The 13,331-nt window shown below is 51.0% G+C and carries 11 protein-coding genes; 5 read left to right on the top strand and 6 right to left on the bottom strand.

Features of this window, described 5'->3' with window-relative positions; all coding sequences use genetic code 11:
- Position 1: 1 nt before the first annotated feature.
- From gspE to gspC, 3 genes are read right to left on the bottom strand one after another with little or no spacing between them, the layout of a single operon-like run.
- Complete coding sequence (gene gspE / locus ACXAGC_RS02460; RefSeq protein ID WP_474842109.1) at positions 2 to 1,564, bottom strand: type II secretion system ATPase GspE; 1,563 nt, start codon at positions 1,562 to 1,564, stop codon at positions 2 to 4.
- A 2-nt stretch (positions 1,565 to 1,566) separates the two neighbouring features.
- Positions 1,567 to 3,603: a type II secretion system secretin GspD gene (gspD, locus tag ACXAGC_RS02455; RefSeq protein ID WP_474842107.1), complete on the bottom strand. Its 2,037-nt coding sequence runs from the start codon at positions 3,601 to 3,603 to the stop codon at positions 1,567 to 1,569.
- Between the two features lie 21 nt (positions 3,604 to 3,624).
- Positions 3,625 to 4,572: a type II secretion system protein GspC gene (gene gspC, locus ACXAGC_RS02450; RefSeq protein ID WP_474842105.1), complete on the bottom strand. Its 948-nt coding sequence runs from the start codon at positions 4,570 to 4,572 to the stop codon at positions 3,625 to 3,627.
- Positions 4,573 to 4,685: 113 nt separating this feature from the next.
- Between gspC and hslR the strand changes: the two genes are divergently transcribed.
- From hslR to ACXAGC_RS02435, 3 genes are all read left to right on the top strand, one after another.
- The gene (gene hslR, locus ACXAGC_RS02445; RefSeq protein WP_474842103.1) at positions 4,686 to 5,090 is read left to right on the top strand and encodes a ribosome-associated heat shock protein Hsp15; all 405 of its coding nucleotides are present in this window, start codon (positions 4,686 to 4,688) and stop codon (positions 5,088 to 5,090) included.
- Between the two features lie 23 nt (positions 5,091 to 5,113).
- Complete coding sequence (gene hslO, locus ACXAGC_RS02440) at positions 5,114 to 6,013, top strand: Hsp33 family molecular chaperone HslO (protein WP_303572402.1); 900 nt, start codon at positions 5,114 to 5,116, stop codon at positions 6,011 to 6,013.
- A 416-nt stretch (positions 6,014 to 6,429) separates the two neighbouring features.
- Positions 6,430 to 7,992, top strand: coding sequence for a phosphoenolpyruvate carboxykinase (locus tag ACXAGC_RS02435; protein ID WP_474842101.1), 1,563 nt, complete (start codon positions 6,430 to 6,432; stop codon positions 7,990 to 7,992).
- Between the two features lie 82 nt (positions 7,993 to 8,074).
- Here ACXAGC_RS02435 and ACXAGC_RS02430 read toward each other — a convergent pair whose 3' ends face one another.
- Positions 8,075 to 8,512, bottom strand: a complete 438-nt coding sequence (locus tag ACXAGC_RS02430) for a hypothetical protein (protein WP_474842099.1) — start codon at positions 8,510 to 8,512, stop codon at positions 8,075 to 8,077.
- A gap of 205 nt (positions 8,513 to 8,717) precedes the next feature.
- Between ACXAGC_RS02430 and ACXAGC_RS02425 the strand changes: the two genes are divergently transcribed.
- Entirely contained in the window at positions 8,718 to 10,055 is a 1,338-nt protein-coding gene (locus tag ACXAGC_RS02425; RefSeq protein WP_474842396.1) for a Na+/H+ antiporter NhaC family protein, read from the top strand.
- Positions 10,056 to 10,070: 15 nt separating this feature from the next.
- The gene (locus tag ACXAGC_RS02420; protein ID WP_303572398.1) at positions 10,071 to 11,237 is read left to right on the top strand and encodes an MFS transporter; all 1,167 of its coding nucleotides are present in this window, start codon (positions 10,071 to 10,073) and stop codon (positions 11,235 to 11,237) included.
- A 20-nt stretch (positions 11,238 to 11,257) separates the two neighbouring features.
- Here ACXAGC_RS02420 and envZ read toward each other — a convergent pair whose 3' ends face one another.
- Entirely contained in the window at positions 11,258 to 12,574 is a 1,317-nt protein-coding gene (gene envZ / locus ACXAGC_RS02415; protein WP_474842096.1) for a two-component system sensor histidine kinase EnvZ, read from the bottom strand.
- A gap of 15 nt (positions 12,575 to 12,589) precedes the next feature.
- A complete protein-coding gene (gene ompR, locus ACXAGC_RS02410; protein ID WP_119503088.1) occupies positions 12,590 to 13,312 on the bottom strand; it encodes an osmolarity response regulator transcription factor OmpR in 723 nt (240 codons plus the stop codon).
- Positions 13,313 to 13,331 lie beyond the last annotated feature (19 nt).

Here is a 13,331-nt window from a genome sequence, read left to right as displayed (position 1 = left end):
ATTAATCCTCGCGGGTCACGCGCAACACTTCTTCCAGCGACGTTTTACCGGCCAGCACTTTATGGCAGCCGTCTTCGCGAATACTGGGGGTGGTCTGGCGAATGTATTTTTCGATAGCCTGCTCACCTTTACCATCGTGCATCATGCCGCGGATAGGTTCATCAACCAGCAGCAGTTCGTGAATACCTGTCCGGCCGCGATAACCAGTTTGATTACAGGCGGCACAGCCTTTGGGCTGATAAATGGTCGGCAGTGGCTCACCGGCGGGCAGATTCAGTAATTCCGCCTGCTGTTCGTTTGGTTTCACCGGAATACGGCATTCAGGACACAATGTTCTGACCAGGCGCTGGGAAAGCACGGCAAGCAAACTGGAAGACATCAGAAATGGTTCGATGCCCATGTCTTCAAGACGGGTAATGGCACCGGCAGCGGTATTGGTGTGCAGTGTTGAAAGCACTAAGTGACCGGTTAAACTGGCCTGAACCGCAATTTGCGCGGTTTCGATATCACGGATTTCACCAACCATTACCACATCCGGATCCTGACGCAGGATCGCACGCAGGCCGCGGGCGAAAGTCATATCTACACGGGGATTTACCTGGGTCTGGCCGATGCCGGGTAAATCAAATTCGATAGGATCTTCAACGGTGAGGATGTTGCGGTCTTTCGAGTTAATTTCCGTTAAGCCCGCATACAAGGTGGTACTTTTACCGGAACCGGTAGGACCGGTAACCAGGATAATGCCGTGAGGCTTGCGGATTAACGATGAAAAGATATCGCGGTTGCGTTTGGTCATGCCCAAATCTTCAAGATTCAGACGGGCATTGTTCTTATCTAATAAACGCAGTACGACCCGTTCACCGTGATTGGACGGCATGGTCGATACACGCACGTCAACCGCACGGCCGGCTATACGCAGGGTAATACGGCCATCCTGAGGGACGCGCTTTTCGGCGATATCCAGTTTGGCCATAACTTTAATACGGGAAACCAGCATGGAAGACAGCTTGCGGTTAGGGCGTAAAATTTCCCGCAATACCCCGTCAACGCGAAAACGCACTATGAGCTGGTTCTCGAAGGTTTCGATGTGAATATCTGAGGCGCCTTCTTTAATGGCTTCACCGAGCATAGCGTTGATCAGTTTAATGATTGGCGCATCGTCTTCACTGTCGAGAAGATCTTCGGTATCCGGTAATTCTTCGGCTAATGAGAACAAATCGCTCTCATTACCTAAATCTTCCATCAATTGTTTGGCAGCCGAAGAGTCACGCTGGAATGCCTGTGTCAGCAAGCCTTCGAATTTATCCTGCTGAATTTCCGTTAAGGTAAACGGCTCACCGAAAAAGCGGCGCACTTCAGCAAATACCGCAAATGGCGTGGCTTCGGTGAAATACAGGGTGGCCGGATCCGTATTCGTTTCCAGCAACACATGATGCCGTTTGGCAAAGCTGAAACTCAGCTGGCGCGGGCCTGCTGCTTCTGCCAGTTCATCATCCGGCAGGCTATCCATAGCTTCTTCCTGTGCTGCGATAGCCTGCTCTAGCGGGTCTTCATTCGCAGCCATGATCAATCGTTATCCTTGTTCTTCTCTTTTTCCAGAATGTAATCTTCAAAAGAGGGAGGCAGCGCCAGCGCATCATCCCATTCCGGCATGGAAGGCTGTTCCTGTGATGGCATCAGCGACACACCTTCAGAGTGGCGCTTAAGTTGCTGGGCACGGATATAGTTGTACTTACGGTGACTGATTTCATTCATACGGACACCGTCGCGCACGATGGTAGGCTTTAAGAACACCATCAGATTACGTTTACGCTTGCTGGTAGAGGTAGACTTAAACAGGTGACCTAAAATAGGGATATCACCCAGCAGCGGTACTTTAGACACACTTTCCTGAACATCTTCATCAATCAGGCCGCCCAGTACAATGGTGCCGCCGTCATCAACAATAACCGTGGTTTTGATTTGGCGTTTGTTGATAGAAATGTCTACAGATGTCGCGCCACTTACGCTGGATACTTCCTGCTCGATGGTCAGCTGAACGGCATCACCTTCGTTAATTTGCGGGGTGACTTTCAGCTTGATACCCACTTCCTGACGATCAACGGTCTGGAAAGGGTTTGAATTATTATCGCCGGTGGTCGTGCCGGTAATGATAGGTACTTCCTGGCCCACGATAAAGAAGGCTTCTTCGTTATCCATGGTAGTCAGGTGAGGCGTTGCCAGTACGTTTGAGTTGGTATCGTTACTGACTGCCTGAACGACGGCTCCCCAGCCGTCTTTAATGATACCGGCAAGCAGGCCATTGGCGCCGCTCAGCAGGCTAGCAAGGGCGGTGTAATCACCCTCTTCGGTGGAATCGATTTGTACCACGTTGCCTTCATCGGTGATGTAGGCTTCTGTGGTGGTGGTATCTTCTGCCTGTTTCAGCGCCACAGCCAGTGAACCAACCGGTACAACACCATTGTTAAACTGGGTGCCGCCGCCTTCTTCAGTAACCCATTGCACACCCAGGGTTGCGCCGTCGCCTTCAAATACTTCAACAATAATGGCTTCAACCTGTACCTGTGCACGGCGAACATCTAACTGGCGGATAACTTCTTCTAAAGAACGCATCATGTCCGGCTCAGCTGTGATAACCACGGCATTGGAGTCTTCATGGGCATCAATGCTGATATCGCGTTTGGCACTGCCACGGCTTTGTGTGTTGCCGCCCTGTGCTTCAGCCTGAATGCTGGCAGATACACCCTGCAGTACTTTTACCAGATCTTCTGCTTTGGCATAGTTCAGGAAGACAACGCGGGTATTGCCGCTAGATTCCAGCTCCTGGTCCATACGCTGGATCAGGTTAACAATGCGGGCACGGGCTTTAGCATCACCGCTGACAATCACTGAGTTTGTACGGTCATCTGCCACAGCGCGGGGCTCTGACTTGCCGGTGTTAGCGGCTTTGCCCTGAGACTTATTGATGCTGTCGACAATACGCACCATTTCTGATGCCGATGCGTAACGCAGCTTAACAATTTCCACTTCTTCATCACCGGCGCGGTCAACGCGTTCGATAATTTCCACCAGGCGGTTTACCACAGCCGCACGGCCTGTGAGCATCATTACGTTGGACGGATCGTGAGCAACCACGTTGCCGCCACCGGCCTGATCATTAAGTTGGCGAAGGATTGGGGCTAATTCACGCACAGGGACGTTGTAAACGGGTACAACGCGGGTGATCATTTCGTCACCGTCCACTGCCGAACCTTCAACAACCGGAATATTGGAGGTCTTCGCCTCCTTTGAGCGCACGACTTTCAGCACACCGCTGGGCATTTCTACCACAGCGAAATCGTAGACTTGCAGTACGTTTAAAAAGAACTGGTAGTATTGTTCTTCAGTGAGCATGTCGTATGAACGCACACTGATTTTGCCCCTGACATTGGGCTCGACAATAATGGTTTTCTTGAGGTTTTTACCAACAATGGAAATGAATTCATTGATGTCGGTATCTTTGAAATTCGGCATGTACTCTGCGGCTGTGGCAGAGACGCACAGCGCGGCAGCACAGATAGCTGCAGTAATCCGGGAGAATAAAGTCCGGCTCTCTTGCCTCATGAGTCTGTCTTCCTGTTTTTATTAGTCATTACCCGCCTCCGGGATTTCCAGGTACAAGGTAATGTACTCACCATCACGTGTCAGCGTCAGCTCTATGGTATCGGCCTGACGAAGTTCACTCATGGCTTCCTTTGATTGCTGGGTATCGGTCAAATCCAATCCGTTGATTTGGATGACAACATCGCCCGCCTGCAGGCCGGCTGATTGAAACAGATCTGGTTTTTTACCCGGTTTGATTTCGTAGCCGACCAACTGGCCATCACCGATTTTGGGCGTAATAGCGATGAAATCCATGAAATCTGCCGGGCTTTCCCGTAATGATGAGGCGACGTCTTCATCCAGCTCCACCTGATTTTGCGGAGGAGGCGGAATGCGGCGTTTAGGCGCGGGGGCTGCGGCACGGGGGTTGTCATCAGCGCGCGCTGTGCGCTGGCGGTTTGCTTCGTCGTAATCCACACCGTCAAGCATCAGGGTTTCACGGCGAATACCGTTTTTAATAATAACGCGGTCGTTCATGACCTGATCGAGTGTCGCGTTAGTTCCTTCTATTTTTTCGCCCAGACCGTATACGTTTTGGGTACCCCGGTTTTCAATGATCGCCGTGGCTTCTTCTTTAAGCGAACTGACTACCACGCCTGTCAGCGTTAAATTTAGTTTTGTTTCCGGCGCGTCTGTCACCGGCTGTTCGTCTGCGGCCTGTTCAGACCGGTTGACGGTTCCGAACAGGTTCAACTGTTGTAATCCGGCAACATCGACCCCACCTTGCGCAGATGTAATGCGTTCAGGCTGTGAAGTGAGTCCGGCTGGTGTGGCAGGCCCGGCTGGTTCGGGTATAATTCGCCAGATGAGTTTTGCAGCAAACGCTAACAGGTACAGGCTCAGCAAAACAACAATTGCGAGATGCACTTGTTTCTGATGCCGGCTGAAGAAAAGTGCCAGTGACTGAGAATTCAATTTGTCGAGTGTCATGCGTTGTCGAAGGTACTGCTTTTTTAATAATAGATTTAGAGCTAGCCGACCCATCATAGCCCGGTCGAGGCGGGGGTCACAACAGTAAAACGAAAGAGTGACAAAAATATTACATGAGCAATCGTAATCAAAGCGATACTGACGTAAATGTCCGCCTGGACAAGTGGCTCTGGGCTGTTCGTCTGTTCAAAACCCGCGGTCTGGCGCGGGAGATGGTGCAGGCCGGTAAAGTGCATTACAACGGCCAGCGTGCGAAGCCGGGCAGAAACGTAGAGCCCGGTGCCATGATAAAAGTTCCGGCCGGATGGGACATTAAAGAAATAAAAGTGCTGGGACTGAGTGATAAACGCCTGAGCGCACCGCTCGCTGAAGCGCTTTATGAGGAAACACCGGAAAGTATTGCCCAGCGGGAATCCAATCAGCAGGCCCGTAAATTAAGTGCGTTTCACAGTCCGCGTCCTGACAACAGACCGGACAAAAAACAACGCAGACAGATTATTAAATTTAAGCAGCAGTAAGCTGCTAAGACAGGATAAATTTCATGAGCAACTATGATGAATTACATCGCTATTTGTTGAATGCAGCAAACGTACGCGGCGAGCTGGTCAGGCTGGAAGAAAGTCTGCAATCCATTGTGCACAGCACGGAATACCCGGTGCAAATCCAGCACCTGTTGAGTGAAATGGCAGCGGCAACCTGTTTGCTGACGGCAATTTTAAAATTCAAAGGCGAAATCGGTTTGCAAATTCAGAGTAAAGGGCCGGTGAGCTACGCGGTAATCAACGCCACCCACGAATACAAACTTCGTGGCGTAGCCCGCTGGGATGAAACGCTGACGGTTTTGCCTGAGAGCTTTGGTGAACTGGTAAAAGATGCTGTACTGGTGATTACCATCACGCCGGAAGAAGGTGAACGGTATCAGGGAGTTGTAGGGCTGGACAAGCCTACACTTGCTGAATGTCTGGAAGCCTATTTCACGCAGTCTGAACAACTGGCGACGAAAATCATTCTGATGACTGATTTGCAGGAACCTACCCGCGCCCGTGCTGCGGGTATGCTATTGCAGGTTCTGCCCAGTCAGGCTGCCGCAACAAATGTGGCGCAGGATACTGACTTTGAGCATGTTTGCAAGCTGACAGAAACCCTGAAAGAAGATGAAATGTTTGGTCTGCCGGTGAATGATATTCTGTATCGTCTTTACCACCAGGAAGAAGTTGAAGTGTATCCGGCTCACCCGGTTTCATTCTCCTGTTCCTGCTCCAAACAGCGCAGTGCTGACGCACTGAGAAACGTGGACAAACAAGAATTGCTGCAGATCATTGAAGAGGATGGTGCCATTAAAATGCACTGCCAGTATTGTCATTCTGAATATCTGTTCGACAGCGTCGATGTGGAAGCCATTCACAATGGCCAGTTTGTGGAAACCCGTAAAGATCAGTAAAAGCCCTGCGAAGTGCCTCCGTAAGCGCTTCGCAAAAAGCGGAAATACAACAGCGCCTGCCGGTTAAGCCCCGGCAGGTCCTGCTTTCATGCTGCAGCTGCAAAGCCCTGCTTCCGGAAAGGGCGACCAACGTTTAATTGTGTGTAAACCAAATTCTGTTCCCTGTATTTTGATTTTACAATCAAGTTACAACCCTTCCGTTTTTTCATAATTTATTGAAAATTAATTATTATTTTTCATTCCAACTTTTTCATGCTTTACTCATTCTGAAAGTTTATTTCTTTAAAAAGTCATTCAGATCAAAAAATAATCGCTATTTGTATTTATGATGTTGCCTGTGCCCTTGTTTTATATACAATCGAATCGAAAAGGATTTTTGAAAGTTAAAATGTAAACTTACCAAGGGGCTTACCAAAATGACCGCGGTACCACTTTTAAATTCAGATACAGCAGTAAACGTGCTCACTGATCTCACGTCAGCTGAGTTAATAGAAATTGCACTTAAACGTGGCGAAGGCTGCCTTGCAGACAATGGTGCGCTGGTAGTCGAAACCGGACACCGGACAGGTCGTTCCCCTGCGGATCGCTTTATTGTCAAAGAGCCCTCTACGGAATCAGACATTGACTGGGGTAAGGTGAACAAGCCCTTTGATGCAGATAAATTTGATGCATTGTGGGACCGCGTAGACGCTTTTTTAAATACACAGGAACATTTCCTTTCTCATTTACAGGTTGGCTCTGACCCTACACATGCTTTGCCAATAAAAGTACGAACACAAACGGCATGGCAGCATATCTTTGCCCGCAACCTGTTTATTCAGCCCGCAACGTGGAATCCGGATAACAAAGAGGCATGGCAGATCCTCAATGTGCCCGGTTTTACCTGTGATCCTGAGCGTGACGGCACCAACAGTGACGGTGTGGTTATTCTGAATTTTGCTGAGAAAAAGGTGCTTATCGCCGGTATGCGTTATGCCGGTGAAATGAAAAAAGCCATGTTCAGCGTACAGAATTTCCTGTTACCGGCAGAAGAAGTGTTACCTATGCACTGCTCAGCCAACGTGGGAGAGCAAGGTGATGTCACCTTATTCTTCGGATTGTCCGGCACCGGCAAAACCACGCTGTCTGCCGATCCCAAGCGCTTTCTGATTGGTGATGATGAGCATGGCTGGGCGCCCGGAAGCGTGTTCAACCTGGAAGGTGGTTGTTATGCAAAGTGCATCGATTTATCGCAGAAAAATGAACCTGTCATCTGGGATGCCATCCGTTTCGGTACGATTTTGGAAAATGTGGTACTGGATGAAAAACGCACCCCGGATTATGCCGACGTCAGCCTGACACAGAACTCCCGTGCCGCCTATCCGCTGGATCATATTGGAAAGCGTGTGGCTGAGAATAAGGGCGGTGAGCCCCGCTCCGTTGTGTTCCTCACCTGTGATGTGAGTGGCGTATTGCCGCCGGTTTCTGTGCTCAGTGAAGAAGCAGCGGCCTATCACTTCTTAAGTGGTTACACAGCAAAAGTCGGCTCTACAGAAATAGGGTCCACAGCTGATATTGAATCGACTTTTTCAACCTGCTTTGGCGCACCGTTTTTCCCACGTCCTGCCGGCGTGTATGCGGAACTACTGATTAAGCGGGTAAAGAGTTTCGGCGCTAAAGTGTTCCTGGTGAATACCGGCTGGACAGGTGGTCCCTACGGCACCGGCAAGCGCTTCGATATACCTGTTACCCGAGCAGTCATCGACGCCATCGTTTCCGGAGAACTTGCCAATGTGGAAACCCGGCATATTGATGGTCTGAATCTGGACGTGCCGGTAGCGGTACCGGGTGTCGACAGTAAATTGCTGGTGCCGGCAGAAACCTGGGCCGACCAGCAGGCTTATCAAACCTATGTTGAAAATCTGGTGCAGGAATTCAAAGCCAATTTCGAAAAATACGATGTCAGTGATGCCATCGTGAAAGCCGGCCCCGGCTTCTGACAGCTTTCTATCCGACGTTAGTCGACTTATTGCCCGCAGTGTGTCTGCGGGCTTTTTTTGCAATGTAGTTGCTGGCTGGCGGTTACTGCCCGCCGGCCAGTGCGCTTTGAATGGCTTGCGGATCCATGAAGTGGGAATAATTACCGATAGCGTCAGTAACCACCGGATCCTGCATTAACTCGCCCATTGCGACCTGACCAACCAGTTCGAAGGCACGCTGGAGTGCCATGGGATCAGATTCAGAGGCAACTTTAAACTGCGCCGGGCAGTCGCTTGCGAGCAGGCGGGTAACCAGGTCGCCGATGTCCTTATCAGACTCAAGGCGGTCTTTTTCCGATACTTCGGCATAGTTTTTTATTTCAGGATGAGCGGCCATGGAAAAGAAAATCCATTTTGCCAGCGATTTTCTTTCTTTGCCGTTTAAGGAATCGATCAGACAACTGCCTAATTCGTTCGACATCGCGGGTGCGGCACTCAGGGCCGACGCGCTGATAATTAAAGCACCGATTAACTTCTTCATATTACACCTTTCTTCTGTTCCTTGTGTGCAGTGCCAGCCGGGTATCTCCATGCCGGTTACCGCTCGCCTGTATGACGGATGAAAATCGTCATGCAGAAGGATTACATAAGATAGCGTGAAATAATATAGGCTAAAGTATCTGTTTTACCGCTGTTTAACGTTCACCCGGACAGCGTGTTTACGCTAAAATCCTTTCCGGATTCATCTGCACAATCAACGAGGTCCCGTGCAAAAGTCAGCACCTGCCCAATTTCTGGGGCTAACGCCTATATTGTTTTTTGTTGTCACTATGCTGATTGCCGGCATTATCAGCGACAACATTACCGCTATGCCAGTTCTGGTAGCCCTTTTCCTGGCCGCCGGATATGCCCTGCTGCTGAACCCGAAGGGTCAGAAGCTCACTCTGAATGAGAAGATAGCGCAATTCTGCGAGGGGGCGGGTAACAAGAACATTATTTTGCTGGTGCTGATATTTCTACTCGCCGGCGCATTCTATTCGCTGACCATCGATATCGGCGCGCGGGATGCCACCGTCAACCTGGCGTTAAGCGTAATACCAACGCCCATGATATTGCCGGGTCTGTTTATCATCTGTTGTTTTATTTCTTTTTCCATGGGGACTTCTACCGGCACTATCACGGCGCTGGCTCCTATCGGGCTTGGACTGGCTGATGGGCTGGGTGTGTCACCGGCATTGCTGGCCGGTGTGGTCGTTGGCGGAGCCATGTTTGGTGACAACTTATCCTTTGTGTCAGACACCACCATCGCGGCGACCCGCAGTCAGGGCGTCAGGCTGACTGACAAATTTAAGGCTAACCTGCTTATCACCCTGCCGGCATCTGTGATCACCATTATCATTCTGGCATTTGTCAGCGTGGCGGATACCAGTTCGTTACAGCAGGGTGATTACGAACTCATCCGCATTCTGCCCTACATGCTTATTATTGCCTGTGCACTGGCAGGTTTGAATGTGGTACTGGTGCTCGCTATCGGTATCGGGTCCGCAGGGGGTATCGGCCTTATCACCGGTAGTTTCGCACCTATGGGGATGTGGCAAAGTATACAAACCGGCCTGGGATGGATGCAGAATCTGTCGGTTATCGCTCTGACAATCGGTGGTATTGTCAGTCTGATGCATGCTTACGGCGGTATTACCTGGCTGATTCAGGTGCTAACCCGGCGTGTGCAAAGTCGCCAGGGTGCAGAGTACAGTATTGCGGCTCTGGTCAGTTTGCTGGATTTATCCACGGCGAATAACACGATTTCTATCGTGGCAGCCGGTCCGATAGCCAGCGATCTGAATAAACAATATGGCGTTGACCCCCGTCGTACAGCCAGCATTCTGGACGTGTTCTCGTGCAGTTTTCAGGGGCTGGTGCCTTACGGTGCGCAAATCCTCACAATCGCCGCTGTGGGCGGGCTATCTCCGCTGTCCGTTTCCATGTATTGTTGGTACCCCATGTTATTGTTTGTGTTTGGTGTACTGGCCATTGCGTTTAATATTCCTAAGTTCGTTACAGAAAACGGTAGTCCTGACGTCTGACAGTAAGGCGTGCTTGTGAGCCGCCGGCCGGTTACCGCGATCATATTTGGCGGATTTTTTCTGTTCGGGATGCTTTTTATTCTCTGGGGTGTTTTGCTGCCGGAGATTGCTGCCGATCTTGAAATGAGTGAAACCGTCAGCGGAGCATTGTTCCTGCTGTTCTCGCTGGGCATGATGCTGGGGGCTCTGTTTGGCGGCAAATACGTCAGTAAATTCGACTTTCTTTATCTGCTGGCCTGGTTGTGTGCTGTGGATGCGGTGCTGGTGTTCGGGGTCTCCCTGATGACCGCCTGGCAGGGGATGCTGCTGATGGTGTTTCTCACCGGTGTGGTGAGCTCTGCGGTGATCACCATCGGACATACACTCATAGCCCAATTGTACGCAGAGAAGCGGTTTGCCATGATGGGGGTGATGGACTTTATGTTCAGCCTCGGTACTTTCGCTGCGTCTTTCTACGTGACCCTGATCTACACCTTTTCTCACGAGTGGCAGAAGCCGCTGCAATTTCTGACTTTCCTTCTGCTTTGCGTGTCTGCCTACACATTTTTGATTGCCGGACAGCACAGAAAACTGAGCAAAGGTAAACCGGCAGAAAAGAAATCATCACTCAAATACATGGATATGCTCAGGCAGCCTGTGTTTCTGCTGCTGTGTCTGGTGAGTTTCGGCTACGGGGCGGTGGAGTTCGGTAATGCGAACTGGTTTGTCAGTTACGCAAAAAACGATGGTTACGATGGTGAACAGGCCCGCAATCTGCTGGCGTGTTTCACCGCCGGAATGACATTAAGCCGGCTGATTTTTTCCTGGTTCCTGCGCTATTACAGTGTTTACCGGTTAATGATAATTCTGGCCACCATGACCCTTGCCGGTGCTTTCGGTATTAAGCTTGCCGCAGGCAGTGTGGCTATTGGCAGCTTCAATTTCCTGCTCGGGTTGGGATTAGGGGGTCTCTTTCCTCTGGTACTTTCGGCGGCAATGAATGTGGATCCGTCAAAAGGTCCGGTTTTGTCCGGGATTTCGTTGATTGGGAATGCTATCGGGGTGCAGGTAGCCTCTTTTGCTACCGGATTCTGGGCCAGTTTTCAGGGGCTTCATATCGCCTTCTGGATCATCCCGCTTGCCAGCATATGGCTGTGGAGCACCACCTGGTATTACAGTCGCCAGATTAAGCAGCAGGTATAGCAGTAATGACTGAATGGCGGCTAGTGAGCGCCGGGTAGCCAGAATTCCGCGACCAGGCCACCTTCGGGGTGATTCCTGAGTGTGATGTTGCCGAAGTGCATATTGATAATTTTACGGGTGATAGCCAGACCCAGCCCTGAGCCCAGACTGCCCCTTGCTTTATCTCCCTGTTTGAACGGCATAAAAGCGTTATCCAGCTCGTTGTCAGGGATGCCGGGGCCGAAGTCGCGGATGCGGCAATAAACCCGTTGTTTCGCGCGGTCAAAGAAGGTACTTATCGAAATTTTGTCACCGCCGTAGCGGAAGGCATTTTCTATCAGGTTATCCAGTACCCGCTTGATGGCTACCGTGCGTACCGGCGTATCCGGCAAAGAAGTCAGTTTCAGGGTGATATGATGGCTTTCGTAACGCTCATGCACCCTTACCATATCACCGATAAGCGTATTCAGATTGGCATTTTCCCATTCGCCGGTACGGTCAAAGCGGGCGTATTCAATAAACTGATCGATGATTGCATTCATATCTTCGATGTCTTCATTGATGCCGTCACGCACCCACTCACTTTCTTCCGGCAGCATTTCCGAAGCCAGCCTGATTCGGGTAAGCGGGGTACGTAAATCATGAGAGATACCGGCGGTCATTAATGTCCGCTCATCCTCCAGTTGCTTTATACCCTGATTCATCCGGTTGAATGCGCGGGTCACTTCCCGCATTTCGCTGCTGCCCTGTTCTTTCAGCGGGGGCGGAAACTGTCCTCTGCCAACCTGCAATGCGGCCTGCTGCAGCGCCTGCAGCGGCCGGTTAAGATGGCGTACAAACCACCAGCCGCCGGTCACACTCAAAATACCGATTACCATCAGATACATGGTGGGGGGCGGTGAAATATGGGCGTCGTTGCCGCCTATCAGCGGAATACTGACCCAGATATTCGGTCGCGTGCTGAGAGATATCCACACCCGGTAAGGCTCGCTGCCAACTGCGGTTTCAGCCGTACTGATCCGCACATCTGCTTTGACACCAATTTGGGAAGATACCTGCGAAGACATGAAATTATAGTGTGTGGCATCACGCAGACCCTGCTGCAGCGCCTGCTCCGTAGTCATGATTTCGACTTTGGTTTGTTTTGCGTAGGCCAGCCGTTGCTCAAGAGGCGCGCCCATCAACCCCTGCGATTGCACACTCTGTACCTGCGTTGCCAGCAAACTGCTGATCTGCTGGGTAGTAGGACGCACAAAATAGTAAGTGACTGACAAATAAGACACCACCTGATTGATGAGCAGCAGTACACCGATCAGCAGTACAGTTTGTCCGAATGCACTTTTAGGAAGCAGCCTCACGCAAGAAACAACATCTTATGCTGCGCCACCGTCCGGGACAAATACGTAGCCAAGGCCCCATACCGTCTGAATATAGCGCGGGCTTGCCGGGTCTTTCTCCAGCATGCGGCGCAGACGGGAAACCTGCACGTCGATACTCCGTTCCAGCGCGCTGTAATCACGGCCACGGGCCAGATTCATCAGTTTGTCCCTTGAAAGCGGTTCTCTGGGGTGGGTGACCAGTGATTTAAGCACAGCAAATTCGCCGCTGGTTAACGACAGCGGCTTACCTGCGGCTGTCATTTCGCGGGTAGCGAGGTTCAGGCTGTAATCACCGAACTCAACAATTTGCTCGTCTCTGGACGGTGCGCCGGGCGCTTCTGTGGTTTTGCGTCTTAATACGGCTTTGGCACGGGCCAGCAGTTCGCGGGGATTAAACGGCTTGGGCAGGTAATCATCGGCACCCATTTCCAGGCCGATAATGCGGTCGACTTCGTCACCCTTAGCTGTGAGCATGATGATGGGCATGTCGTTTTCTGCCTGTCGCATGCGCCGGCAGATAGATAAACCATCTTCACCCGGCAGCATCAGGTCCAGAACCATCAGATGGAAGTTCTCGCGCTCAAGCAGGCGGTCCATTTGCTCTGCATTGGCTGCGCTGCGTACCTGGAAGCCCTGTTCAACAAGATAACGCTCCAGCAGGCTGCGAAGGCGCATATCATCATCGACAACAAGTATTTTGGACGTTTCCTGACCCATGATTGTTATTCCTGAACAG

Source organism: Alteromonas sp. AWJ4_197 (assembly GCF_056160285.1).
The sequence above is the reverse complement of the archived record's forward strand: the minus strand, read 5'-3'. Positions and strand labels throughout refer to the sequence as shown.